We start from the raw sequence: 23492 nt of genomic DNA, 5'->3' as shown, positions 1-23492 counted from the left end.
CGGCTAAGTCCTCCGGCCTGTTCGGAGTGATCACTCGTCCCTCCCAGAGGCGTTTTCATCCGCGGCGAAGCGTATGCGAACCGGCAGAATATTGCCACTGGTACGGAGATGAAATTCTGGCCGCGACCGGGTGGAATGGCTCAGCCGATGGCGAAGGCGACGAAGAATCCCGCCGCGGTTGCCATTCCGACCCACCAGCCGCCTTCGCGATAGGCCTCGGGAATGAGCGAATCGGCCAGCACCGCGATCGTCGCGCCGCCCGCGAAGGCCTGTACCGCGCTGATCGCCGTCGGCGACACGGATCCGGCGAACCCGTGCCCCAGCACGGTCACCGCGACGAGCACCGCGGCCGTCACCGCCCACAGCGCGAAGGTCCGGCCCGCCTCGAATCCGTGCTGCTCGCGCATGAGTACCGCCCCGCTGAGAGCTTCGGGCACATTGCCCGCCGCGATCGCGACCAGCAACACCAATCCGCCTCCACCGCTGAGGGATACGCCAAGTGCGAGATTCTCCGGCACGCCGTCGAGCACGGTGCCCAGCAGCAACGCCCAGCCGATCGCGGCGGGTCCCAGCTTGTTCTCGATGAGGTGGTTGGCGACCACGTACACCCCCGCGCCGAGGAACAGCGCGGCGCCGGCGATCAGTGGACCGTCGCGGCGGAAGGCGGGGGCGAACAGTTCCTCCGACATCGCCGCGATCATCGTGCCCGCGCCGAACGCCATCATCGCGGCGAGCAACGCCTTCGGCAGCGTCCACCGCAGCCCCACCGCCACCCCGATCAACAGCGGGACGGCGGTGCCGAGGCCGTACAGCAGGGCGGTAGGCATGCACAGAGCCTATTCGGCTGTGCCCCAACAGACTGTGAACGCTGCTCGCCCGTGTCCGATCGGCCTTCGCCGCCGCCCGCGCAAGACTGCCGAACGCTCGTCACGGCGCCGACTAGGGTGGTTGACGTGTTGTTTCTCGACGAAGGCGAGCCCACCGCACCGGCGATCGTGTTCATCCACGGGATCCCGGGCTCGGTCGACTGGTTCGCGGCGGTCGCCGAGCGGATGGCAGGCAGCTTCCGGGTGATCCGGGTAGACGCGCGCGAACTCGGCGCCGACGGCGAGTTCAGCGCCGCGGCCCGCACCGCCCCGCTCATCGCGCTCATGAACGACCTCGACCTCACCGATGTGACGGCAGTAGGCCATTCGTTCGGCGCCGAACTCGTCCTCGAGCTGGCCGCCGCCTCGAACCGTATTGCCCGCGTCGTGGTCGTCGGCCAAGCCCCCGACTACCGGGCTGCCCGCATCCCGGCTGTCGCGAAATGGGTTGTCCGCCCGTGGTCGGTCCGGCTGGCGCAACGGTGGACACCCGGAGCCGTGATCCGGTTGGGCGGCCGCCCGTCCTTCGCCCGGAGGTTCCGCTACGACTCGGCGCCGGGATTGGCCGACGCCGTGGTCCGCGATTTCCGCGCAGCCCTGCCCGCCGGTCTGGCCTACGCGGTGGGCAGCCGGGCCGACGATTTCGCCGCGGCACCACTGGACTCGCGCGTCCAAGCCCTCGACCAACCCGTCCTCGCCGTCCACGGTCGCCACGACAACCTCTACGACAGCACCGAGACTCTCGCCCGTTTCGCCGCCGCGGGTGCCGAGACCCATCTCGTCGAGCACGCGGGCCACTCGCCCCAGGTCGAGCAGCCGGATGAATTCGTCTCCGTTCTCGGCGAATTCATCGACAGAACCCGCTGACCGCATTCAGCGCTCGGCGGCGACCTTCACCTTGGCCAGCGTCTGCTGCATCCCGGCGACCAGGTCGGCCTCGAACTGCTGCTCGCCACCCATGGCGACCTTGATCGCCTTCTGCAGCCAGCCGGGCAGGCCCTTGGCGTCGACGGTGCGGGTCTCGACGAGGCGGGTGCCGGTAGCGGTCGGGGACAGCTCGTAGCTCCAGACCGTGCGGTTCTCGTTCATCCGGAAAGCGAACGCCTTGTTCGGCTCCAGGCGCACGATCCGCGAGGTGGTCGGGTAGATCTTCCAGCCGACCTTGTTGACGTTGACGGTGAACGCGCCGTCGCGGACGCCACCGACCGCGACCATCTTCACCGTCGTCGGGCTGAATTCGGGCATCCGGCGCAGATCGGAGAGCACCGACCAGACCTTTTCCGGCGATGCGGCGATGTCGATACTGGCTTCGAGAGTGTTCGGCAACGTTGCCTCCGGGTATGCGTGACAGACGGTCACGCTCAGCATAGGCACCGTGACGGCACTCGACGTCCGCCCGTGGGTGGATTTCGCGAAAGTGGGTGCCGCACATCGGTACAATCGCGTTTCACCTGTCGGTCGTTCCGGGTGAAGGTGCCCCCTGGCGAGACCGAACTTCTCAGGTCTTGTGTCCGATGACAAAAAATTCTAGAAAATTCCTGTAAAACACTCCCGCTTCACATTCTCCCTCGGTATCGTCCGAGATGGCAAATGGCCAGTGACAACGAAGTCACAAAACATCGACTTGGAGTGACACATGCTTTACAACATCACTGACGACGGCAGCGACGGCAACATCCTGACCCTGCTCCTCGGACTGCTCAGCAGCTCGCTCAGCAGCGGTTCGGCGCAGACCTCCGGGAACTGATCGAACTGCAGCCAACTTTCGGCTAACGCGCGGTTGGTCGAAAGGGCGGCCGAAGGGCCTGATCCATGACGAGGGGATCAGGCCCTTCGGTATTGTCAGCGACAATGTCACAGGATGCGAATACGGGACGAATGTATGCCGGGCAACCCGTAGAGGACCGGCAACGCCAGCGGCGTGCGCGTTTTCTGGAGTCAGGCCTGACGGTCTTCGCGCGCGACGGGTACGCCAACAGTTCGGTCGGTGCCATCTGTAAGGACGCGGGACTCTCGTCTCGGCAGTTCTACGAGGAGTTCACCGGCCGCGAATCCCTGCTGCTGGAGTTGTACGAGCAGATCGACCGGCATTCGCGCGAGGCGGTGGCCACCGCGCTCGAGGACAAGTCGGAGGCGACTGTGCTCGAGCAGATCGACGCGGCCGTTCGGGCGTACGTCGAGTCGATCGGCACCGACCCCCGTAAGGCACGGGTGGCGCTGGTCGAAGTGGTCGGGGCGGGCCCCAAGGTCGAGAAGTTCCGTCTCGAACTGCGTCGCGTCTGGGGGTCGCTGCTGGCCAGTGCCGCCGAGGACGCGGCCATGCACGGCGAAATCCCCCCGGGCGACTACGAACTGCGGGTGCTCGCGATCATCGGCGCGGTGAACTACGTCGTCGACGGCTGGAGTGGCAGCGACCCCCGGCCCCCGCTCGACGAGGTGATCAAAGTGCTGAGCCGGGTGATCCTCGGCGCGGTCGGGGCTTGATGGCGCGGGTCGAGATCGTCGAGATCCAGGTACCCGACGGCAGCACGCTGCCGGTGCGGCTCATTCCGGCCACCGGCGCCCACCGGCATCCGGTCACCCCCGACGCACCGCGCGCGGTCGTGGTGATCCTGCCAGGCTTGGCCGTGCCCGGGGAGTTCTACGAGTACTTCGGACACCGGTTGGCCGCCTGCGGATTCGACGTCGCCATCGGTGAACTGCGAGGTCAGGGTGAGAGCACCCACCGACCCGACGCCGAAAGTACCTACGGCTACCACGAACTGGTCTCGGTGGACTTCCCCGCGATGCTGGCCGCGGTACGCAACCGGTTTCCCGCCAGCACGCCGTACCTGCTCGGCCACAGCATGGGCGGGCAGCTCGCGGCGATGTACGCGGCTCGGGTGCGCGGCAGGCTCGGCGGCCTGATCCTGGTCGCTTCCGGCACCCCGTATTTCCGTGGGTATCGCGGCGTTCTGGGTCCGGGCGTGCTGGTCGGTACCGCGGCGGTGGCGGTCGCGTCGAACCTGGCCGGGTTCTGGCCAGGGGACCTGCTGGGCAAGCGCGCGTACGGCAGGCAGTCCAAGGTGCTCATGTCGGATTGGGCGCGGCTGGCTCGCACCGGGCGCTTCGTGCCCGTCGGCGCCGATATCGACTACGACGAGCGCATGTCGCGGCTGAAGTTCCCGGTGCTGTCGATCACCGTCGCCGGTGACGACCTGGCGCCGCAGACCTCCGCCGACCACCTGCTCGGCAAGCTCCCCGGCGCGCAGATCACCCGGTGGTTGCAGCCGCAGGCCCTGGGGCACAACGGCTGGATCACCGATCCCGACTCCACCGTCGCCACGGTGGAGAAGTGGTTGCGCGACCGCTGACGCTCAGGCCGAGCGTCGGCCCTCGATCAGCATCTGGATGAAGAACTCGTAGACCAGCGCGGACAGGTACGCCGACTGCTTGTTGTCGGCGGCGCCGCCGTGGCCGCCTTCGATGTTCTCGTAGTACCAGACGGTGCGATCTTGAGCCTCCAACAGCGCGGCCATCTTTCGCGCGTGACCGGGATGGACTCGGTCGTCGCGGGTCGAGGTGGCGAGCAGGATCGGCGGGTACTGCTTGCCGGTGTCGGTGTTCTGATACGGCGAGTACTCGCTGATGTAAGCCCACTCTTCGGGCTTGTCCGGGTCGCCGTATTCGGCGATCCACGACGCGCCGGCCAGCAGCAGGTGGTAGCGCTTCATATCCAGCAGCGGCACCTGGCAGACGATGGCGCCGAACAGTTGCGGATAGCGGGTGAGCATGACGCCCATCAGCAGACCGCCGTTGCTGCCGCCGATCGCGCCGAGTCGATCGGGGGTGGTGATGCCGCGGGTCACCAGATCCGCGGCGATGGCGGCGAAGTCCTCGTAGGCGCGGTGGCGGTGCTCTTTCAGTGCGGCAGTGTGCCATTCGGGCCCGTACTCGCCGCCGCCGCGAATATTGGTCACCACGTAGGTACCGCCGCGTTCGAGCCAGTTCATCCCCGCGGAGCCGAGATAGGTGGGGGTCTTGGAGACTTCGAAGCCGCCGTAGCCGTTCATGATCGTCGGCCCCGGTGTGCCGCGCCGGGCGCGATGGCGGATCACGAAGTAGGGCACCGCGGTTCCGTCGTCGGAGGTGGCGAAGAACTGTTCGGTCTCGATGCCGGTCGCGTCGAAATAGCCGGGTGCCTGCTTCAACGTCACCGCGGTTTCACCGATGGCGCTGCTGAGCAGGGTGGTCGGGGTGGTGAAACCGGTGGTGGTGAGCATGAATTCGTCGCCGCCCTCCAGTGGGTCCAGGTTGGCCACCGAGGTGGACGACATGGCGGGGGAATCGGTGAGCGTACTGGCGGCCCAGCCGGCCGGGCCGGGAGTGAGCACGCGGAATCCGGTCTGCACATCCTGCAACGTGGTCAGGATCAGGTGGTTCTCGGTCCAGCCCCACGATTCCAGCGAGGTGTGCGGATCCGGGGTGAACAGGACGTCGAATTCTCTGGCACCGGCGAGGAAGTCGCTCAGGTCGGTGACCAGCAGACTGCCGGGAGCGTAGGTGGTCTCGGCCGGTGTCCACTCGGTTTTCAAGCGCACCAGCAGCCAGTCGCGGTACCAGTCGACGTCGGCGTCGGTGGGGGTTTCGATCAGGCGCCACGCACCGTTGTCGAGCAGGGACACCTCGGTGTTGAAGAAGTCCGTCGACCGGTGCAGATAGTGCCGCTCGTAGCCGGGGTGGCGGTCGTAGCCCGCGCTGATCGAGACATCGCTCGGCTCGCCCTCGTACACCGTTTCGGCGGTGGACAATTCGGTGCCACGCCGCCAGCGCTTGGCGATGCGCGGGTAGCCGGAGTCGGTGAGCGATCCTGGGCCGAAATCGGTGCCGAGGTAGACGGTGTCGGCGTCGATCCAGCCGATGCGCGACTTGGCCTCCGGCAGATAGAACCCACCGTCCTGCGGGGCGATGAATTTCCTGGTGGTCAGGTCGAATTCGCGTTCGACGGTGGCGTCGGCGCCGCCGCGGGACAGATGGATGATGGCGCGTTCCTGCGACGGACGCAGCACAGCGGCGCCTGCCCACACCCAGTTCTCGCCGTCCGCCTCGGCCAGCGCGTCGACGTCGATCAGCACATCCCACTCGGGCTCGTCGGTGGCGTAGGACTCGAAGGTCGTGCGCCGCCACAGCCCGCGCTGATGCCGCGCGTCACGCCAGAAGTTGTACAGCCATGGCCCCCGGCGGCCGGGGTAGGCGATCTTGGTGTCGTCGTCGAGCATCGCCAGTACGCGACGCTCCATGTCGGCGAATCGGTCGGTGGCGGCGAACCGCCGCGCCACCACGTCGTTGCGGGCGCGCGCCCAGTCCAGCGCGCCCTCGTCGGTCACGTCCTCTAGCCAGAGATAGGGATCGGTCACGCTTCGCTCAACGCCGCTCATCCCCACATTGTTGCCGATGTCCTCGATCACCTCAGCGCCGCGATCGCCCTGCGCCGTTTGCCGGGGACGGCGGCGGCGCGGGATCGCGTCGCATTTTCGGATCGAACACAGTGTTCACAAGGTTTTTCGTCGAGTTGCCGGGTTGTTGCGTGTTCGCGTTCTTCCGCTGTGTGCGATGTGGTCTCCTGATCGGGTGACCTCGCTACAACGGGGTGGCGCGGCCGGGGCACCCTCACCGTGCCGCCGCGCCGCAGCGCACACGACCGCGAACCCGCTGTAGCGAAAGGACTTCGGTGACATGGCAGCCAACGATGTGTCGGCGGGCGAGATCTACTGGGACATCGTCCCGTATGTGAGTCTGGCGATCCTGATCGTCGGCACCTGGTGGCGCTACCGATACGACAAGTTCGGCTGGACCACCCGGTCCTCACAGCTGTACGAGTCGAGACTGCTTCGCATCGGCAGTCCGCTGTTCCACTACGGGATGCTGGTGGTGATCGTGGGCCACATCATCGGGCTGGTCATCCCGGAATCCTGGACCGACGCCATCGGCATGAGCCAGCACGTGTATCACATCCAAGCCATCGCGCTCGGCGGCATCGCGGGCGTCGCCACCCTCACCGGCATCGTGTTGCTGATCTACCGTCGGCGCCGCAACGGTCCGGTATTCACCGCGACCACGGTCAACGACAAGCTCATGTACCTGGTCCTGGTCTGCGCGTTGGTCACCGGGCTGGCGACCACCTTGATCGGCTCGGGCGCGGTCGGGCCCGAGCACAACTACCGGGAAACGGTGTCGCCGTGGTTCCGTTCGATCTGGATCCTGCAACCGCGGGGTGACCTGATGGCCGAAGCGCCGCTGTCGTTCCACATCCACGTGACGATCGCGTTGATCTTGTTCGCGCTCTGGCCGTTCACCCGGCTGGTGCACGCCTTCAGCGCACCGTTCAGCTACTTCTACCGGCCCTACATCGTGTACCGGTCCCGAGCGAGCGCGAAGCCCGACGAGCTGATCGGTTCGCGTCCGGATCGCCCGGGTTGGTGAATCACCAGTGATGGGCGACGTCGACGACCACGCGGGCGGGACCGTCGAGGGTGCTCACGCGGAACGGGAGGCGGGCGCGGACGCCGAGTCCGAAGGTGGTCCGGCCTTCGAACGAGCCTGCCGAGGCCGCCTGCCGGAAGGTCGGATAGCCGCTCACGGTGACGAGTTCGGTGCGGCTCGGCGGGTTGAAGGTGGCGTTGCCCGCGTTGTCGTAGGCGGGGGCCATGACTGTGATCTGCAGGAAAGCGCCGCCGCGTAGGGGAACAGCGGCACCGGAACCGTCCTGGGTGACAGTGCCGACGTAACCGACGTGATAGCCGGCGGGGGGACCGGTCAGGTCGACGACGAGGCGGTCGAAGCACTCGTGTCGGCCCGCGCGGACTCCCGCGACGGTGGCGGTGGAGTAGTTCGCGGACGACTTGTCCAGTGAGCCCCAGGTGAGTCCGCAGTAGGACGGGGTCGCGGCCGCGGGCAGCGTCGACAGGCCGAGGCAGGTCGCGACGGAGGCGAGCAGGACGAGGAAGCGACGCATGTCGCACCACCTTGGATCAAGAGCCTTTGGAGCGGGAACGCAGTACTGACTTATCGGACGAATCAGACATCGCGTTAGCGTCGGTTCGGCGTCGAACGCGCGGCGAAACGTACGATCGCAGGTCACGAATCAACCGGAGGTGGATGTGTTCCTATGGGAGCAGCACTGTTGTCTGCCGTTGCGGCCCACGGCGCGGGTCTCGGACCTGGCTCGGTATCCGCTGGGGTCGTATCTGTCGGTGAATGTGGGCTATTCGGCCCAGGCCAAGGATGATTCGCTGGCCCTGCTGCACCAGTTCCGGGACGAGGCGGGGGCCGATCCGCGGTTTCGGCTGGTCGACCGGGTGCGCGATATCGGCGCACCCGAGGTGATCTCGCTGGCCTTCGACCTGGAGGATTCCAGGCCACTCGACGGTGACCTCGACAATGTGGAACTGTTCCACGACCTCGGCGTGCGGTCGTTGCTGCCCACCTACAACCACGCGAATCCGGCGGGCTGCGGCTGCCTGGACGTCGAGGACACCGGGCTCACCGGATACGGAAAAGACTTGGTGCGCAAGCTCAACGAAGTCGGCGTCTTCGCGGACGGCTCGCACTGCTCCCGCCGTACCGGCCTCGACATCGCCACCCACACCGGGTCTCCGATGATCTACAGCCACTCCAATTTCGCCGCACTGTGGGAACACCCGCGCAATATCACCGACGAACAGGCCCTGGCGTGTGCCGCGACCGGTGGGGTGATCGGCATCAACGGCGTCGGCATCTTCCTCGGGCGCAACGAGCCCGCCGCGCGGGCGGAGCGGGTCGCCGCGATGGCCGACCACATCCGATACGGCGTCGATCTGGTGGGAATCGACCACATCGGCATCGGGTCGGACTATTCGTTCGACGGTCAGGAGTTCAACGACGAGATCCGCGACAACCCCGCCGCGTTCTCCGAGTCCTACACGAAATGGGGCCCACTCCAATGGACCCCACCCGAGGACTTGTTCGCCGAATCCGACGTCCCCGGCTTGGCCGAACTCCTCGCCGCCCGCGGTTTCACCCCAGCCGAGCGCGAAGCCATCTTCGGCGGCAACTTCGCCCGCGTCGCCGACCAGGTCTGGCGTGGGTGAAGTACTGGACGAGTGTTCACCAGGCTTCTACGTAGGCATCGCCCGAGTAGGTTTGTACGCTTTGGCCTGTTGATCTTGGTGGGGGAGGCGCCCTGAGAAGTCGAGGCGCTCGCCGCCATGTTGGGCGCTGCCGATCCTGCCCCGACGCGTTCGCGCCGACGGTCGGCCGGGCGCGCATCTCACCTATGTGGGGGACGGGTGGGTGAACTCCTCGAAACAGAGTTAGGCTCGGTGACGTGACTTCCCACTACGATGTCGTCGTTCTCGGCGCTGGTCCCGGCGGATATGTCGCCGCGATCCGTGCCTCTCAACTCGGCCTGCGAACAGCGATTGTCGAGCAGAAATACTGGGGTGGCGTGTGCCTGAACGTGGGCTGCATCCCGTCCAAGGCACTGCTGCGCAACGCCGAGCTGGCCCATATCTTCCACAAGGAAGCCAAGACCTTCGGCATCTCCGGTGAGGTCAGCTTCGACTTCGGCGCCGCCTTCGATCGCAGCCGCAAGGTGGCCGACGGTCGGGTCAAGGGCGTGCACTTCCTGATGAAGAAGAACAAGATCGACGAGTTCGACGGTCTCGGTACGTTCACCGGCCCGAACTCGATCGACGTGGCCCTCACCAAGGGCGGCGCCGAGACGCTCACGTTCGACAACGTCATCATCGCCACCGGCACCACCACCAAGCTGCTGCCGGGCACCCAGCTCTCCGACAACGTGGTCACCTACGAGGAGCAGATCCTCACCCGTGAGCTGCCCGGCTCGATCCTGATCGTCGGCGCGGGCGCCATCGGCATGGAGTTCGCCTACGTCCTCAAGAACTACGGCGTCGACGTGCGGATCGTGGAGTTCCTCGACCGCGCGCTGCCCAACGAGGACGCCGACGTCTCCAAGGAGATCACCAAGCAGTACAAGAAGCTCGGCATCACAATCAGCACCGGTGCGGCCGTGCAGTCGATCGACGACGACGGCTCCAAGGTCACCGTCCAGATCAAGGACAACAAGTCCGGCGCGATCGAGACCGTCACGGTCGACAAGGTGCTGCAGGCCGTCGGCTTCGCACCGCGGGTGGAGGGCTACGGCCTGGAGACCACCGGCGTCGAGCTCACCGACCGGGGCGCCATCGCGATCGACGACCACATGCGCACCAATGTGGCCCACATCTACGCCATCGGTGACGTGACCGCCAAGCTGCAGCTCGCCCACGTGGCGGAGGCGCAGGGCGTGGTCGCGGCCGAGACCATCGGCGGCGCCGAGACCATGACCCTCGGTGACTACCGGATGATGCCGCGCGCCACCTTCTGCCAGCCGCAGGTGGCCAGCTTCGGTCTCACCGAGGCGCAGGCCCGCGACGAGGGCTACGACGTGCAGGTCGCGACCTTCCCGTTCATGGCCAACGGCAAGGCGCACGGTCTCGGCGACCCGACCGGCTTCGTGAAGCTGATCTCCGACGGCGCGCACGGTGAGCTCCTCGGTGGACACCTGATCGGCCCCGACGCGTCCGAGCTGTTGCCGGAGCTCACGCTGGCGCAGAAGTGGGACCTCACGGTCAACGAGCTCGCCCGCAATGTGCACACGCACCCCACGTTGAGCGAGGCTGTGCAGGAAGCGATCCATGGCCTCGCGGGGCACATGATCAATCTCTGAGATATCGGCGAACGGGCCGGGCGCGCGGATCGCGAGCCCGGCCCTTTTGGTTTCTATTCGGTATTCTTCCGGGCGTTGATTTGGTGAATCGGGTTCGATAACCGATGATCGACAACACCTCCAGGTATTTTCTCCACGCTCGTGTTCGACATGTTCGTGTTCCATGAGATGGTCCCCTCACCCGGGTTGACTCGCGGTGGCGGGCACGGTTGAGAGGTTACGACTCGATGAGCAAGCGCATTCTCGGTTGGGCAGCACGATGTGCGGCGATTGCCGCGGTGGCGGTGGCCGGACTCGGCACGGTGACACCGGCTGTGGCCGAACCTCTTTTCCCCGGTGGACCAGATGTCCCCGGTGTTCCCTCCATTGTTCCCACCGCATCGCCGTGCCCGGTCGTCGAAGCCAGGGCCTGCATGCGACTGTCGACGAACGAGGCGTGGCTGGTCGACAACGGCCGGGTGGTTTTCGGACCCACTCCGATCTCGCACGGCATGGCCGGATACGAAACCCCGCCCGCCGTCACCAAGATTTCGTTCAAGCGGGAATTCCACTGGAGCACGATGCACAATGCGCCGATGCGGTGGGCCACGTTCTTCAATGGCGACATGGCATTCCACGTGGGACCGGTCGATTCGAAATCGCACGGATGTGTGCGGATGACCGAAGACGGCGCCCACCGGTTCTTCGACTACCTGAACCCGGGCGACATCACCCAGGTCATCGTGTAGCCGCTCTCCTGAGCAAACAACGCCGGACCAGAGGTTGGTCGGTGTCGGCGACCGGTGGTCCTCGCCGGGGCGGGTTTTCCCGTACCCGGTGAGTCGTCCCTGCGCTTGCGGTGGTCGGTCGTCACGGGATATACAGCAGCGGTGCGACGTCGTTGGGTGATCTCCGGGGTGGTGGCTCTCGTTGTGGTGCTGGCGGTGTGCGCCGGGCTCTACGCGTTGATGAATTCGCGGACCTATCAGGTGGCGGGGCGGCTGGTCGATCGGGTCGAGACCGACGAGAAGGTTGTCGCGTTGACCTTCGACGACGGCCCGACCACGCGCACGCCGGAAGTGCTGCAAATGCTGTCGCAATCGCAGGTTCGCGCCACCTTCTACCTGGTCGGCGACGACCTGGCCGCCCATCCCGAATACGGTGCGGCGATCGTGGGCGCGGGCCACGAGATCGGGAACCACTCCTATTCGCACCGCCGCATGGTGCTGGTTTCCGGCGACACCGTGCGCGAGGAGATCGAACGGACCGATGCCGAGATCCGGCGGGCCGGTTATCCGGGGCCGATCACGTTCCGTCCGCCCTACGGCAAGAAGCTGTGGGCGCTCCCGCGGTATCTCGACGAGCACGACCGCACCACGGTGACCTGGGATGTGGAGCCCGATTCGGCGGGCGGCGCGTCGCGCGAGACCATCGTCGCCGAGACGCTCGCCCAGGTCAGGCCGGGTTCGATCATCTTGCTCCACGTCATGCACGGCGGCGAGTCCGCCGCGGCGGTGCCCGAGATCGTGCGCGGATTGCGCGCGCAGGGCTACCGATTCGTCACTGTCTCGGACCTTCTCACGCGTTGAGCTGATCCTGGCCGATGCTCCCGGCACGGTGGTAGCTGTCCTGTGCCGCGCGAACGGTGTCCATGTTGGATTCCAGGACCACGATCAGCGAGCGCAGGTGGTCGGCGACGTCGGAACCCAGTTCGGTGAGGGTGTATTCGACGCGGGGCGGGATCGCTTCGAGCACCTCGCGATGGACCATGCCGTCGCGTTCGAGGGCTTGCAGGGTCTGCGACAGCATGCGCTCGCTCACCCCGTCGACCCGGCGACGCAGGGCGCTGAAGCGGACGGGGCCGTCGCGCAGGGCGACCAGGGCCAGCACGCCCCACCGGCCGGCGATGTTCTGCAGGACAGAGCGTGAGCCGCAATTGCGCGCGAAGACGTCGGCTTCCAGCGTGGGGTCGTGGTCCGCGGGCGGCGTCTCGGGCATTGCCCCAGTCTACCTACTTGACGCAAGTGCTGACTGAAGGCATAGTGCTTACTAATAGTTAGTACTTGTATCTCGGAGGTAGCAATGACGGTGGCAGTGACAGCGGCAAGTGGAAAGCTCGGCCGGTTGGTCGTGGAGGCTCTGCTCGCGGCAGGGGAGCGGCCGGTAGCGATCGTGCGCGATCCGCGCAAGGTGGCCGACCTGGCCGCGCGCGGCGCCGACGTGCGGCAGGCGTCCTATGACGACCCGGCCGCCCTCGATGCCGCGCTGGCCGGTGTCGACCGGGTGCTGCTGATCTCGGGCAATGAGTTCGGCGCTCGGATCACCCAGCACACCAATGTCATTCGCGCCGCCGAGCGGGCAGGGGTCGCGCTGCTCGCCTACACCAGCATCCCGCGCGCCGACAGCAACGCCATGGTGCTCGCCGCCGAGCACCGGGGCACCGAAGAGGTGCTGGCGAGCGCCTCGGTGCCGACGGTGCTGCTGCGAAACAGCTGGTACTGGGAGAACTACGGCGGCGCCGTCGCGCACGCGGCGCAGAGCGGCGTCCTGCACGGCGCGATGGCCGGGGGCCGTGTCTCCGGTGCCGCGCGAGCCGACTACGCCGAGGCCGCAGCACGCGTGCTCACCGGTGAGGGGCACGAGGGTCGCGTCTACGAACTGGGCGGTGACGCGGCGCTGACCGGCGCGGATCTGGCCGCGGCTGTCGCGGAAGCGGCGGGCGCCGAAGTTCGCTACGCCGACCTCGCCCAGGACGACTACGCGGCAGCGCTGCGCGCGGCGGGCCTCGACGATCAATCCGCCGCGGTCCTCGCCGACGCCGACGCCCGCATCGGTGAGGGTCTGCTCGAGGTGAACTCCGGCGACCTCGGCAAAATCCTCGGCCGTCCGACAACCCCGGCGGCCACCGTCTTCGCCCAGTTCCTCCCCGAGGCTTCGCTCCAGGCCTAGGTGTGCTCGGGGTGAATTCGCCCCACGGCTGCCGGGTGATCCCGCGGTGGCGGTACGGTCGGAGTTGTGGCTGATCAACTTCCCCGACGACGTGCGCACTCCTGGTTGAGTGGGCTGCTGTTCGTGATGGGCACCCTGCACTTCGTCGCGCCGAAGCCGTTCGACAAGATCGTGCCGCCGCAGCTGCCCGGCAACCCGCGGACCTACACGTACGGGTCCGGGGTCGCCGAGCTGGGTGTGGCCACCGCGCTGGCGGTGCCGCGCACCCGTCGGCTCGGTGGCTGGCTGGCCGTGGCGCTGTTCGTCGGCGTCTTCCCGGCCAATATCCAGATGACCGTGGACGTGGTCGGTAATCCGAAGGCGTCCAAGGTTTTCAAGGCCGGGGTGCTGGCGCGGTTGCCGCTGCAGATCCCGATGATCGTGGCCGCGTTGCGCGTCGCGCGCCGCTGATCAGACCCACTGCACGAGCTGGATGACGATCCCGTTGGGGTCGGTCATCTGGAAGTAACGCTCGCCCCATTCCTCGGTTTCGATGGGCGTCTCGATCGGGACGCCCTCGGCCCGCAGTCGGTCGTATTCGCGGTCGATGTCGTCGACGACGAACACGACGAGCAGGCCCTCGCCCGCGCTGCCCGCGATCCGCGCGGGCTTGAACGAGCCGAGACCGGTGCGCAGGAAGATGACCTCCATGCCCGCGTCGGCCCGGGTCAGCGCGATGAACCCGTCGGCGGCCATCTTCTCGGTGAAGCCGAGGTGGTCGATCAGGAACTGGGCCGAGGTCTGCGGGTCGGCGACGTTGAGCGAGAGAGCGGAAGCGGTGATCTGCATGGGTTCTCCTCGGTGGCGATGAACTCCGTACGTTGTACGCCTTTACTGTGCGAGGTTACCCGTCCGCTCGCTATATGACCTGAGTCACACCATCAGAACTTGTCGCGCTCGATCCGCAGCGCGGTGATGGTCGAGGCCAGGCCTTCGTACTGGTTGATCAGCAGCACGATCTCGATCAGCACCCGTTCGTCGTAGTGCGCGGCCAACTCGGCCCACGCCGCGTCGTCCACATCCCTGGTGGTCACCAGGCGATCGACGACATGCAGCAATGCCCGCTGCCGAGGTGTCCAGCCCTGCGCCTCGGGACCTGCGGCGACCCGCTCGATCTCCACGGCGGACAACCCCGCCTTGCGCCCGAGCCGACGATGGTGGTCGGCCTCGTAGTCGCATTCGCGCAACTGTGCGACGCGCAGGATCGCCAGCTCGGCCTCGGCGCGGGGCAACCGGCCACCCGGCATCAGCTTGCCGGAGAAATGCAGCCAGCCGCGAAAGAGTCCGCCCGTGCGACCGAGCGTGCTGAAAAGATGCGCGTCATCGGTGCCCGCCGCGCGGGAAAGTACCTGCCAGACAACCCAGTTGATCGGTCCGAGCTCACCGAACCGTCCCGGCGAAACGCGTGGTAGGGGCGCTGAATCCATCTCTGGTCCACCTGTCTTCTCGAACATCCTCGGCCAGGATCGGAGCGTACTCGCCGGTATCGGATCGAGGGGCCACTCCTGTATTCGTGCCGGTTTTCTTTGCTTTCCAGTGGTTTTCGGAACAGTTGCGCGTCATGATCGGTGGGTACCGCAGCGCGCAGCGGCGGTGTGAGGTCGCAGCACTGGTAGGGGAACATCGCACATGCTGGTTCGGATCAGACCGGGTGCCGAGCTCACCGGCGCCGAGCGTGAGCTCGTGGATTGCCTGCGCGCCTATCCGACGCCGGGGCTCGCGCTGGTGGATTGCCGGGTGGGCGACCGGCGGCTCGGCGCGGTGGTCGTGACGCCACGCGGGATCACGGTGCTCGAGGTCAAGGGTTTCCGGCGGCGGCAGAGCGGGCTGCTCACCGCTACCGCCGACGGCTCCTGGATGATCAGCGACAGTCCGCTCGATTTGGACGCCCAACCGTCGAACGGTCTCACCGACCGGGTCGAGCACGGGGTGCACGCGGTACGGGTCGCGCTGGAGCGGGCATTGCAGGACGGCAGGCACGTCTGCGGCGCGGTGGTGCTCGTGCCGTATCGGGGCGTGGTCGTCCGACCCGCGCGCACCACGCTGCGCCCGGGTCTCGACGTGCTGGTCGCGAACAGCGTCGACGCCCATGAGCTGCGGGTATACCTGGAAGGGTTCTCGGCGGGGCCACGCGAATGGACGATCGATCGGGTGCTCAACACCTGCACCACCCTCGGTGTGGTCGATGTGCCCTCGCGTGCGGTGTTGAGCGAGGAGGGTTTCGCCGACGGTCGGCCCGCGCGGCCCCCGGCGGTGCCGCAGGTACGCAAGTTCAGCGAGCCCGCCCCGCCCGCTGATCCCACACGCCGGGGAAAGCTCGTCGGCATCGCACTGTTCGCCGCCGCGCTGCTGGGGATCCTCGTCGTCTTCGTCATGGTCGGTGCGGCACTGCTGCAGGATTCGCCGAATTCGCGCCCGATGTCGGACACGTCGCAGACCACAACGACGACCCGCGCGCCGATGTCGACGACTCCGCGCAAGACGGAGTGCTGGCCGTTCCAGCCGCAGTGCTGATCAATCTCGCACCGCCCGACCCAGTTTGGTGAAGGCGATCGCCTGTTCGGCCCGCACGCGAACGTGGGCGCGGGAGGAATCGATGTGGGCGGTGAGGGTACGCAGCGCCTGGTCGTCGTCGCCGGCCAGCACCTGCTCGGCGATGGTGATGTGCTCGGCGGTCATGGCCGCGACCCGTGCGGCAGTGGGCATATCCATGGTACGAACCGGGCGAACCCGCAGGTAGACAGCGGACAGCGCGTCGGCGAGAGCGGAATTCCCGGCCGCCCTGAGCAGTTCGGTGTGAAACCGCTCGTCGGCGGCGACCAGATCGGGTCCGGGTTCCGGTGGGGTGTCGCGGTATTCGAGCCAGCGCGCCAGTTCGGCGCGCACGGTGGGCGGGTCGTGCTCGGCCGGCACGTGGACCTGCACGGTGCCACCGGCGCAGATGCGCTGGAATCCCCGTGATTCCAGCACCGTGCGGAGTTCGTAGAGCTCGTCGAGTTCGTTCAGGCGCGGCCGGTACAGGTAGAGCCCATCGGGGTGGCGCTGCACGAGCCCGTCGGCCTGCAGCCGGGCCAGCGCCTCGCGCACCGGGGTACGCGAGACGCCGTAGCGCCGGGCCAGTCGTTCGGCGCGCAGCCGTTCGGTCGGCGCCAGTTCTCCGGTGGCGAGGTCGTGGCGCAGTTCGTCGTAGACGCGCGCGGCCAACGGGACCCGCCGACGCGCACCGGCGAGGCCCGTGTCCTCGCCCGATCCCCTCCCGGTCACGTGCGCCGCCGCGATCAGATCGCCATCGCCGCGCGAACCGCGGATTCCGCCCCGGCCCCGCCTGCCCCGGTCGAGCCGAGATGGCCTGAGTGCAGCACGTAGTACTGCTGCGCGGCCTGCAGCGCGAAGCCGATGTGCTGCTCCACCAACAGCACGCTCAAACCGCCGCGCCGCGTCAATTCGATGATGGTGCGCTCGATTTCGGCCACCACCGAGGGCTGGATGCCCTCGGTCGGTTCGTCGAGGATGAGCAGCTTCGGCTCGGTGATCAGTGCCCGCGCGATGGCCAGTTGCTGGCGCTGCCCGCCCGAGAGCAGGCCCGCCTTGCGGGTGAGCAGTTCACGCAGGGCGGGGAACAGGTCGAGGGATTCGTCGATCAGTGCCTTGCCCCGTTTGCGCCCGTCCGCCACCACCTGCAGGTTTTCGGCGGTGGTCAACTGCCCGAAGCTCTGCTGGCCCTGCGGCACGTAACCGATACCGCGCTTGACCCGCTGCGAGGGCGAGAGCTTGGTGATCTTCTCGCCGTCGAAGGTGATGGTCCCCGACTTGGTGGGCAGCAGGCCCACCGCGGCGCGCAGCAGCGTGGTCTTGCCCGCGCCGTTGTGGCCCATGATCGCGACGACGCTGTTGTCGGGCACGGTCATGCTGACGCCGTGGACGACCTCGGTGCGCCCGTATCCGGAACGGATGTCGTGTAGTTCAAGCATCGGCCGACTCCTTGTCTGTCGCAGCGAGATTCGCGGTGCCGAGATAGACCTCCTGCACCTTCGGATCGGCCTGCACCTGTTCGACGCTGCCCTCACTGAGCACCTTGCCGCCCGCGAGCACGGTGACCGAGGTGGCGAAGGACCGCATGAAGTCCATGTCGTGCTCGACGACGATCACCACACGATCACTGCCGATGCGGCGCAACAGGTTTCCGGTCTCCTCGCGTTCCTCGCCGCTCATGCCTGCGACGGGCTCGTCGAGCAGCAGCACCGACGCGTTCTGCACGAGCAGCATGCCGATCTCGAGCCACTGCTTCTGGCCGTGCGCGAGCACGCCGGCGGGCTGGTCGCGCAACGCCGTGAGACCCGTTGTCTCCAAAGCCTCTTCGATGCTGGGCAGCACCGACTTGCGGGTACGCAGCAGGGAGAGCGCCGAACGCCGGGCGCCCGCCGCGATATCCAGGTTCTGCAGCACCGTGAGCTGCTCGAACACGCTGGCCGTCTGGAAGGTGCGCCCGACGCCGAGACGCGCGATCTGATGCACCTTCTTGCCGAGCAGTTCGGTGCCCGACTTCTGTGCCGAACCGGTGGCCGGGACGAGGCCGGTGATGGCGTCGATCAGCGTGGTCTTGCCCGCCCCGTTCGGGCCGATCAGGAACCGCAGGTCGCCCTGCAAGACGGTGAGATCGACCTCGGTGACGGCCTTGAAACCGTCGAAACTCACCGACAGGCCACGGACTTCGAGGTAGTCGCTGTCCATGCCGGCGTTGCCGCCTGCTTTGGGTTCGAGTGTCATCGCGCTTGCACCTTCTCCTCGGTGACGACGGCGGCGGGTTCTTCCGGTGCGGGTGGCGGCTTCCTGCGGCTGTCGAGCCAACCCTTGAACATCGGCCACAGCCCGGCCAGACCGGCGGGGATGAACCCGACGACCACGATGAACAGCACGCCCTGCATGTAGGTCCACCCCGACGGGAACGACTCCGACAGCGAGGTCTGCGCCCAGGCCACCCCGATGGCGCCGAGAATCGGCCCGAGCAGGGTGGTGCGGCCACCGATGGCCACCCCGATCAGGAAGGCGATCGACGGGATGACGCCGATGTCGGCGGGGGAGATGATGCCGACGATCGGAGTGAACAGCGCACCCGCGATACCGGCCAGGAAAGCCGCGACCACATAGGCGACGATCTTGATATTTGCCGGGTCGTAGCCGAGGAAGCGCACCCGCTCCTCCGCGTCGCGCACCGCGACGAGCAGTTCGCCGTAGCGGCTGCGGTTGAGCTGGCGGATCAGCGCCACCACCAGCAGCAGCGTGCCCGACGCGATGAAGAACAGCATCTGCCGATTGGCCGGATCGGACAGCTTGAAGCCGAAGAAGGCCCGGAAGTCCGACAGGCCGGTGAAGCCGCCGATGGCCTGCTGACCGGTGAGCAGGATCGCCAGCGCCGCGGCCAGTGCCTGGCTCAGGATGGCGAAGTAGGCGCCGCGCACCCGACGCTTGAACACCCCGTAGCCGAGCACGGCGGCGACGAGTGCGGGCAGCACCAGAATGGCCAGCAGGGTGACCGGCGCGGAACTGAACGGCTGCCAGAAACCGGGGAGTTCGCTGATGCCGGAGATCTCCATGAACTCCGGGACGTCGTTGCCGAGGCGGGCGGCGTCGGCGAGTTGCATGTGCATGGCCATGAGGTAGGCGCCGATGCCGAAGAACACGCCCTGGCCGAGGGTGAGCATTCCGCCACGGCCCCACGCCAATCCGATGCCCGCGGCCACGATGGCGAAGCAGAGGAACTTGGCCAGTAGGTTCAGGCGGAAATCGCTCAGCACCGCCGGGGCGACGGCGAACAGCACGATCGCGGCCACGCCGAAGCCGAGCAGTGGTGTGAGCCGCGGATATTCGCGGAGACGTTCGGTGAGTGCGGTCATGGCTGAGTCCTTTCTGGCATGACCGGGCGGCCTGCGTGAATACCCTGCGCTGCCGCCTCCGGCCGCTGACCGCTCATGCCAGGCTCCTCGTCCGCACGGTGAACAGGCCCTGCGGGCGGACCTGCAGGAAGACGACGATCAGCACGAACACGATCACCTTCGCGATGGACGCGGTGGTGGAGTATTCGATGAACGAGTTGAGCAGGCCGAGCGCGAAGGCCGCGATCACGGTGCCCTTGATCTGGCCGAGGCCACCGATCACGACCACCAGGAACGCATCGATCAGGTAGCTCTGGCCGATGGTGGGGCTCGTGGAACCGATCAGGGTGAGTGCCACACCGGCCACACCGGCCAGCCCCGAACCGATGAAGAACGTGCTGATATCGGTGAATCTGCTGGAGATGCCGCTGGTTTCGGCAAGCCCCCGGTTCTGCACGACCGCGCGAATCCGTCGGCCCATGGGGGTGGTCTTGAGCACGGCGGCCAAGGTGGTCACCGCGACGATCGCCAGCACGAGGATGAAAATGCGCGTCTTCGGCACGACCGCACCCGCGATAGTGATTCCACCACTGAGCCATTCGGGCACCAGCACGTTCTTGGCGGGTGCTCCGAAGATGTCACGCGCGGCCTGCTGCAGCACCAGCCCGACACCGAAGGTGACCAGCAGCGTGTCCAGCGGGCGGTCGTACATGTAGCGGATCAGGCCCATTTCCAGCGCGGCGCCGAGCAGGCCGCCGATGAGAAAGCCCATCAGCAGGGAAACGACCAGCGAGACGCCGGCAGACGAGAAAACCTGCTGCACAACGTAGGTGGTGTAACAACCGGCCATGATGAATTCGCCGTGCGCCATATTGATGACGCCCATCTGGCCGAAGGTCAATGACAGGCCGAGCGCGGCGAGCAGAAGAATGGATCCCAGACTCAGCCCGGTGAAGAGCTGACTGATCAGCACGTCCATTGCAGTGGACTCCTTGGGAGGGGGGCGAGGGGGACGCGCCCAGTGCGCTGGGCGCGTCCCACCTCTGTCGGGCTACTTACTTGAGGCCCTTGGCCCACTCGTAGGACTTCAGGTACGGGTCCGGGGTGATGGCCTTGCCGGAATCCCAGACGGTGTAGATCAGGCCGTCGGGGCGGATCTCACCGATCCGGGCGGTCTTGGTGATGTGGTGGTTGGAGCCGTCGATGGTGACGGTGCCCTCCGGCGCCTCGAAGCTCACCCCGTCGGCCGCGGCCTGAATATCGGCCACCGCGAACGACTTCGCCTTCTCGACGGTGTTCTTCCACAGGTAGACCGAGGCGTATGCGGCTTCCATCGGGTCGGAGGTGGGCTTGTCGGCGCCGAAGGCGGCCTTGTAGTCGGCGACGAACTTCTTGTTCGCCGGGGAGTCGACGGTCTGGTAGTAGTTCCAGGCGGTGAGCTGGCCCGCGATGTTCTGCGCGCCGATACCGGCGACCTCTTCCTCGGCGATCGACACCGAGACCACCGGCATCTCGGCGGCCTTCAGGCCCGCGTTGGTGTACTCGCGGAAGAAGGCGACGTTGGAGTCACCGTTGAGGGTGTTGAACACCGCGCCCGCCTTGGCGGCGCGCACCTTGTTGATGATGGTGGAGAAGTCGGTGGAGCCGAGCGGGGTGTAGTCCTCGCCCTTGATCTCGATGCCGTTGGCCGCGGCGTAGGCCTTGATCTCGCGGTTGGCGGTCTGCGGGAAGACGTAGTCCGAGCCGACCAGGTAGAGGGAGGTGACGCCCTTCTGCTTCAGGTAGTCCAGCGCGGGGACGATCTGCTGGTTGGTGGTGGCGCCGGTGTAGAAGATGTTCTTGGAATCTTCCAGGCCCTCGTACTGCACGGGGTAGTAGAGCAGCGAGTTCAGGCTCTCGAACTTGGGCTTCATGGCCTTGCGGCTCGACGAGGTCCAGCCGCCGAATACCGAAGCGACACAGTCGGAGCTGATCAGCTTCTCGGCCTTCTCGGCGAAGGTCTTGGGGTCGGAGGCGCCGTCTTCGAGGACGATCTCGATCTTCTTGCCGAGCACACCGCCCGCCGCGTTGATCTGGTCGATCGCCAGCTTGGTCGAATTGGCCACGGTCACTTCGGAAATGGCCATCGTGCCCGACAGCGAGTGCAGCGAGCCCACCTTGATGGTGTCCTTGCTGGTGTCGACGCAGGAGGCGGCGGTCGAGCCGGTCGACGCGTCGTCGCGAGCGCCACAGCCGGTGAGCAGCAGGCCGGCGACGGCCACCGCGGCAGGCACGACAAGTGCCTTGACCAAACGGGATTCAGACATGGGGCGGTTCTCCTCATCAGGTGTAACGGCGGCGCCGTACGCGCCACGACGAACACCACCGCTGCCACCCCGGCGACTGGATGTACACCGAGTTGTATACAGCTGCTGTATTCGTGATTCGAGACAGTAGATGGAACTTGTTGCACCCGAATGTCTCCCGGTCACGTGCCCGTTTCGTCTGTTTCATCCATGTGAATTGTTCGACCCGGGCGGACCGAGCAGACGGGGAAGTGCCTGTTACTTGATGAGGTACGGCGATACCGAGCTGCGGTGTTCGCTGATGTCGAGGGCTTTGCCCAGGGGTGGGAAGGCGCGCTGGGGGCAGTTGGAGCGCACGCACACTCGGCAGCCCGCCCCGATGGGGGTGGCGTTGGCTTCGCCCAGGTCGATGCCGTCGGCGTAGACCACGCGGCTCGCGTGGCGCAGTTCGCAGCCGAGGCCGATGGCGAAGGTCTTGCCGGGTTGGCCGTAGCGGGTGGCGCGACGTTCGACGGTGCGCGCGATCCAGAGGTATTTGCGGCCGTCGGGCATCTGGGCGATCTGGGTCATGATCTTGCCGGGGTAGGCGAAGGTCTCGTAGACGTTCCACAGCGGGCAGGTGCCGCCGCTGGCGGAGAAATGGAAACCGGTGGCCGACTGCCGTTTGGACATGTTGCCCGCGCGGTCGACGCGGACGAAGGAGAAGGGCACCCCGCGCAGGGTCGGTCGTTGCAGGGTCGACAGGCGGTGGCAGATGGTTTCGAAACTCTGCGAGAAGAAGGCCGACAGTCGCTCGATGTCGTAGCGAAAGTTCTCGGCGACCTCGTGAAAGTGTGTGTAGGGCAAGACCATCGCGGCGGCGAAGTAGTTCGCCAGGCCGAGCAGCGCCAGCTTGCGCGAGGATTCGGAGGCGAAATTGCCTTCGTCGACCAATTTCTCGAGCAGCGCGTCGCACTCGAGGTAGGCGAGCTCGGCGGCGAGTTTGAAGGTGCGCTGTCCGCCGGACAGGTGCGGGGAGATCTCGAGCTGTTTGGTCTCGGGGTGGAAGTGGTGCAGTACGCCCTCGCCGAGGTCGATGCGCTCGCTGATCCGCACGCCGTGCGCGCGCAGCAGGCGCACGATCTCGGTGCTCACCTCGCCACCGTGGAATCGGATGCGCGCGGTGAGATCCTCCGCGGCGGTATCCAATTCGTGGATGTAGTTCTGGCGCTGATAGAAGTAGTCGCGCACTTCCTCGTGCGGCTTGCTGATCGCGGCGCTGCCGGAACCGTCGGCGAAGCGGTCCTCGGTGGCGGCGGCCAGCTGCGCGCTGGTGTTGCGGTAGCGGTTGTGCATGGCCACCAGGGCACGCGCCATCGACGGATGCGCGGAGACCATGTCGGCGATCTGCTGGGTGTCGGCCTCGATGCCGAGCTCGGCGTCCATCACGACCTCGGACAACTCGGCGATGAGGCGAGTGTCGTCCTGGGCGGAGAAGAAGGTGGGGTCGACGCCGAAGACCTCGTTGATGCGCGTGAGCACCGGCACGGTGAGGGGGCGTACGTCGTGTTCGATCTGGTTCAGGTAGCTGGCCGAGATCTCCAGCTTCTGCGCGAGCGCGACCTGGCTCAGCCCACGCTCGGTGCGCAGCTGGCGCAGCCGCCCTCCGACATAGGTCTTGGCCATATGTCCAGTTTAGGGCCGTTTCGCAGGCTTGCCAAAGGATTGTTGACAACGGGCTCGAGCTCTGTGTCACACCTTCGAGATAGTGTCG

25 protein-coding genes are annotated in these 23492 nt (G+C 66.7%); 11 read left to right on the top strand and 14 right to left on the bottom strand.

Going from position 1 to position 23492, the window contains the following annotated elements; genetic code table 11:
- Positions 1-140: 140 nt before the first annotated feature.
- On the bottom strand, positions 141-827 hold the full coding sequence (locus ACFWUR_RS05580; protein ID WP_378902318.1) for a ZIP family metal transporter: 687 nt from the start codon (positions 825-827) through the stop codon (positions 141-143).
- Positions 828-953: 126 nt separating this feature from the next.
- Between ACFWUR_RS05580 and ACFWUR_RS05575 the strand changes: the two genes are divergently transcribed.
- Positions 954-1733, top strand: coding sequence for an alpha/beta fold hydrolase (locus ACFWUR_RS05575; protein ID WP_378902315.1), 780 nt, complete (start codon positions 954-956; stop codon positions 1731-1733).
- Positions 1734-1739: 6 nt separating this feature from the next.
- Here the strand turns inward: ACFWUR_RS05575 and ACFWUR_RS05570 are convergent, their stop codons facing one another.
- The gene (locus tag ACFWUR_RS05570) at positions 1740-2192 is read right to left on the bottom strand and encodes an SRPBCC family protein (RefSeq protein WP_378902312.1); all 453 of its coding nucleotides are present in this window, start codon (positions 2190-2192) and stop codon (positions 1740-1742) included.
- A gap of 525 nt (positions 2193-2717) precedes the next feature.
- Here ACFWUR_RS05570 and ACFWUR_RS05565 point away from each other — a divergent pair.
- Together ACFWUR_RS05565 and ACFWUR_RS05560 are read left to right on the top strand one after the other, a co-directional pair.
- Positions 2718-3350: a TetR/AcrR family transcriptional regulator gene (locus tag ACFWUR_RS05565; RefSeq protein WP_358108570.1), complete on the top strand. Its 633-nt coding sequence runs from the start codon at positions 2718-2720 to the stop codon at positions 3348-3350.
- Complete coding sequence (locus ACFWUR_RS05560; RefSeq protein ID WP_378902308.1) at positions 3350-4219, top strand: alpha/beta fold hydrolase; 870 nt, start codon at positions 3350-3352, stop codon at positions 4217-4219. The genes ACFWUR_RS05565 and ACFWUR_RS05560 overlap by 1 nt, the downstream gene beginning before the upstream one ends.
- A gap of 3 nt (positions 4220-4222) precedes the next feature.
- Here ACFWUR_RS05560 and ACFWUR_RS05555 read toward each other — a convergent pair whose 3' ends face one another.
- Positions 4223-6283 carry a prolyl oligopeptidase family protein gene (locus ACFWUR_RS05555; RefSeq protein ID WP_378902305.1) on the bottom strand — a complete coding sequence of 687 codons (2061 nt, stop codon included), beginning with the start codon at positions 6281-6283 and terminating at the stop codon, positions 4223-4225.
- A 313-nt stretch (positions 6284-6596) separates the two neighbouring features.
- On the opposite strand from ACFWUR_RS05555, the gene narI reads away from it, so the two are divergent.
- The gene (gene narI, locus ACFWUR_RS05550; RefSeq protein ID WP_378902524.1) at positions 6597-7328 is read left to right on the top strand and encodes a respiratory nitrate reductase subunit gamma; all 732 of its coding nucleotides are present in this window, start codon (positions 6597-6599) and stop codon (positions 7326-7328) included.
- A 1-nt stretch (position 7329) separates the two neighbouring features.
- Here narI and ACFWUR_RS05545 read toward each other — a convergent pair whose 3' ends face one another.
- Entirely contained in the window at positions 7330-7860 is a 531-nt protein-coding gene (locus ACFWUR_RS05545) for a hypothetical protein (RefSeq protein ID WP_378902302.1), read from the bottom strand.
- Between the two features lie 139 nt (positions 7861-7999).
- On the opposite strand from ACFWUR_RS05545, the gene ACFWUR_RS05540 reads away from it, so the two are divergent.
- The 4 genes from ACFWUR_RS05540 (at position 8000) to ACFWUR_RS05525 (ending at position 12182) form a co-directional block, all read left to right on the top strand.
- Positions 8000-8974, top strand: coding sequence for a dipeptidase (locus ACFWUR_RS05540; RefSeq protein WP_378902299.1), 975 nt, complete (start codon positions 8000-8002; stop codon positions 8972-8974).
- Positions 8975-9210: 236 nt separating this feature from the next.
- Positions 9211-10614: a dihydrolipoyl dehydrogenase gene (gene lpdA, locus ACFWUR_RS05535; protein WP_378902296.1), complete on the top strand. Its 1404-nt coding sequence runs from the start codon at positions 9211-9213 to the stop codon at positions 10612-10614.
- Positions 10615-10841: 227 nt separating this feature from the next.
- A complete protein-coding gene (locus ACFWUR_RS05530) occupies positions 10842-11342 on the top strand; it encodes a L,D-transpeptidase (RefSeq protein ID WP_378902293.1) in 501 nt (166 codons plus the stop codon).
- 141 nt (positions 11343-11483) lie between these two features.
- Positions 11484-12182: a polysaccharide deacetylase family protein gene (locus ACFWUR_RS05525; RefSeq protein WP_378902290.1), complete on the top strand. Its 699-nt coding sequence runs from the start codon at positions 11484-11486 to the stop codon at positions 12180-12182.
- Here the strand turns inward: ACFWUR_RS05525 and ACFWUR_RS05520 are convergent.
- Positions 12172-12591, bottom strand: a complete 420-nt coding sequence (locus ACFWUR_RS05520; protein WP_378902287.1) for a winged helix-turn-helix transcriptional regulator — start codon at positions 12589-12591, stop codon at positions 12172-12174. The two genes, ACFWUR_RS05525 and ACFWUR_RS05520, sit on opposite strands and share 11 nt — an antisense overlap.
- Before the next feature lie 84 nt (positions 12592-12675).
- Here ACFWUR_RS05520 and ACFWUR_RS05515 point away from each other — a divergent pair, with 84 nt between their 5' ends.
- Positions 12676-13542 carry an NmrA family NAD(P)-binding protein gene (locus ACFWUR_RS05515; protein WP_378902284.1) on the top strand — a complete coding sequence of 289 codons (867 nt, stop codon included), beginning with the start codon at positions 12676-12678 and terminating at the stop codon, positions 13540-13542.
- A gap of 126 nt (positions 13543-13668) precedes the next feature.
- Positions 13669-13992, top strand: coding sequence for a hypothetical protein (locus tag ACFWUR_RS05510; protein ID WP_378902521.1), 324 nt, complete (start codon positions 13669-13671; stop codon positions 13990-13992).
- On the opposite strand, the gene ACFWUR_RS05505 is transcribed toward ACFWUR_RS05510, so the two are convergent.
- Together ACFWUR_RS05505 and ACFWUR_RS05500 are read right to left on the bottom strand one after the other, a co-directional pair.
- Positions 13993-14370, bottom strand: a complete 378-nt coding sequence (locus ACFWUR_RS05505) for a VOC family protein (RefSeq protein ID WP_378902281.1) — start codon at positions 14368-14370, stop codon at positions 13993-13995.
- A 92-nt stretch (positions 14371-14462) separates the two neighbouring features.
- Positions 14463-15008: a carboxymuconolactone decarboxylase family protein gene (locus tag ACFWUR_RS05500; RefSeq protein WP_378902278.1), complete on the bottom strand. Its 546-nt coding sequence runs from the start codon at positions 15006-15008 to the stop codon at positions 14463-14465.
- A gap of 202 nt (positions 15009-15210) precedes the next feature.
- On the opposite strand from ACFWUR_RS05500, the gene ACFWUR_RS05495 reads away from it, so the two are divergent.
- Positions 15211-16095 carry an NERD domain-containing protein gene (locus tag ACFWUR_RS05495; protein WP_378902275.1) on the top strand — a complete coding sequence of 295 codons (885 nt, stop codon included), beginning with the start codon at positions 15211-15213 and terminating at the stop codon, positions 16093-16095.
- Here the strand turns inward: ACFWUR_RS05495 and ACFWUR_RS05490 are convergent, their stop codons facing one another.
- From ACFWUR_RS05490 to ramB, 7 genes are all read right to left on the bottom strand, one after another.
- Complete coding sequence (locus tag ACFWUR_RS05490; RefSeq protein ID WP_378902272.1) at positions 16096-16845, bottom strand: GntR family transcriptional regulator; 750 nt, start codon at positions 16843-16845, stop codon at positions 16096-16098. It lies immediately after the preceding gene.
- A gap of 14 nt (positions 16846-16859) precedes the next feature.
- Positions 16860-17552 (bottom strand): urea ABC transporter ATP-binding subunit UrtE, encoded by a 693-nt coding sequence (urtE, locus tag ACFWUR_RS05485; RefSeq protein ID WP_378902269.1) that lies wholly within the window; start codon positions 17550-17552, stop codon positions 16860-16862.
- Positions 17545-18348, bottom strand: coding sequence for an urea ABC transporter ATP-binding protein UrtD (gene urtD, locus ACFWUR_RS05480; protein ID WP_378902266.1), 804 nt, complete (start codon positions 18346-18348; stop codon positions 17545-17547). The genes urtE and urtD overlap by 8 nt, the downstream gene beginning before the upstream one ends.
- Positions 18345-19475, bottom strand: coding sequence for an urea ABC transporter permease subunit UrtC (urtC, locus tag ACFWUR_RS05475; RefSeq protein WP_378902263.1), 1131 nt, complete (start codon positions 19473-19475; stop codon positions 18345-18347). Before urtC ends, urtD begins: the two co-directional genes overlap by 4 nt.
- A gap of 73 nt (positions 19476-19548) precedes the next feature.
- Positions 19549-20433 (bottom strand): urea ABC transporter permease subunit UrtB, encoded by an 885-nt coding sequence (urtB, locus tag ACFWUR_RS05470; RefSeq protein WP_378655655.1) that lies wholly within the window; start codon positions 20431-20433, stop codon positions 19549-19551.
- A gap of 76 nt (positions 20434-20509) precedes the next feature.
- Positions 20510-21760 (bottom strand): urea ABC transporter substrate-binding protein, encoded by a 1251-nt coding sequence (gene urtA, locus ACFWUR_RS05465; RefSeq protein WP_378902260.1) that lies wholly within the window; start codon positions 21758-21760, stop codon positions 20510-20512.
- A 237-nt stretch (positions 21761-21997) separates the two neighbouring features.
- The gene (ramB, locus tag ACFWUR_RS05460; RefSeq protein ID WP_378902257.1) at positions 21998-23404 is read right to left on the bottom strand and encodes an acetate metabolism transcriptional regulator RamB; all 1407 of its coding nucleotides are present in this window, start codon (positions 23402-23404) and stop codon (positions 21998-22000) included.
- Positions 23405-23492: the final 88 nt, after the last annotated feature.

It is taken from the genome of Nocardia sp. NPDC058633, assembly GCF_042717045.1.
Lineage (GTDB): Bacteria > Actinomycetota > Actinomycetes > Mycobacteriales > Mycobacteriaceae > Nocardia.
Note: the sequence above shows the minus strand (reverse complement) of the source record. Positions and strands in the feature narration are given on the sequence as shown.

What these genes read in the sequence shown, in the direction of transcription:
- ACFWUR_RS05580 (WP_378902318.1), bottom strand. Translation starts at nt 827, where the DNA reads ATGCCTACCGCCCTGCTGTACGGCCTCGGCACCGCCGTCCCGCTGTTG.
- ACFWUR_RS05565 (WP_358108570.1), top strand. Translation starts at nt 2,718, where the DNA reads ATGTCACAGGATGCGAATACGGGACGAATGTATGCCGGGCAACCCGTA.
- ACFWUR_RS05560 (WP_378902308.1), top strand. Translation starts at nt 3,350, where the DNA reads ATGGCGCGGGTCGAGATCGTCGAGATCCAGGTACCCGACGGCAGCACG.
- ACFWUR_RS05555 (WP_378902305.1), bottom strand. Translation starts at nt 6,283, where the DNA reads ATGAGCGGCGTTGAGCGAAGCGTGACCGATCCCTATCTCTGGCTAGAG.
- ACFWUR_RS05545 (WP_378902302.1), bottom strand. Translation starts at nt 7,860, where the DNA reads ATGCGTCGCTTCCTCGTCCTGCTCGCCTCCGTCGCGACCTGCCTCGGC.
- ACFWUR_RS05530 (WP_378902293.1), top strand. Translation starts at nt 10,842, where the DNA reads ATGAGCAAGCGCATTCTCGGTTGGGCAGCACGATGTGCGGCGATTGCC.
- ACFWUR_RS05520 (WP_378902287.1), bottom strand. Translation starts at nt 12,591, where the DNA reads ATGCCCGAGACGCCGCCCGCGGACCACGACCCCACGCTGGAAGCCGAC.
- ACFWUR_RS05515 (WP_378902284.1), top strand. Translation starts at nt 12,676, where the DNA reads ATGACGGTGGCAGTGACAGCGGCAAGTGGAAAGCTCGGCCGGTTGGTC.
- ACFWUR_RS05510 (WP_378902521.1), top strand. Translation starts at nt 13,669, where the DNA reads ATGGGCACCCTGCACTTCGTCGCGCCGAAGCCGTTCGACAAGATCGTG.
- ACFWUR_RS05505 (WP_378902281.1), bottom strand. Translation starts at nt 14,370, where the DNA reads ATGCAGATCACCGCTTCCGCTCTCTCGCTCAACGTCGCCGACCCGCAG.
- ACFWUR_RS05500 (WP_378902278.1), bottom strand. Translation starts at nt 15,008, where the DNA reads ATGGATTCAGCGCCCCTACCACGCGTTTCGCCGGGACGGTTCGGTGAG.
- ACFWUR_RS05495 (WP_378902275.1), top strand. Translation starts at nt 15,211, where the DNA reads ATGCTGGTTCGGATCAGACCGGGTGCCGAGCTCACCGGCGCCGAGCGT.
- urtE (WP_378902269.1), bottom strand. Translation starts at nt 17,552, where the DNA reads ATGCTTGAACTACACGACATCCGTTCCGGATACGGGCGCACCGAGGTC.
- urtD (WP_378902266.1), bottom strand. Translation starts at nt 18,348, where the DNA reads ATGACACTCGAACCCAAAGCAGGCGGCAACGCCGGCATGGACAGCGAC.
- urtC (WP_378902263.1), bottom strand. Translation starts at nt 19,475, where the DNA reads ATGACCGCACTCACCGAACGTCTCCGCGAATATCCGCGGCTCACACCA.
- urtB (WP_378655655.1), bottom strand. Translation starts at nt 20,433, where the DNA reads ATGGACGTGCTGATCAGTCAGCTCTTCACCGGGCTGAGTCTGGGATCC.
- urtA (WP_378902260.1), bottom strand. Translation starts at nt 21,760, where the DNA reads ATGTCTGAATCCCGTTTGGTCAAGGCACTTGTCGTGCCTGCCGCGGTG.
- ramB (WP_378902257.1), bottom strand. Translation starts at nt 23,404, where the DNA reads ATGGCCAAGACCTATGTCGGAGGGCGGCTGCGCCAGCTGCGCACCGAG.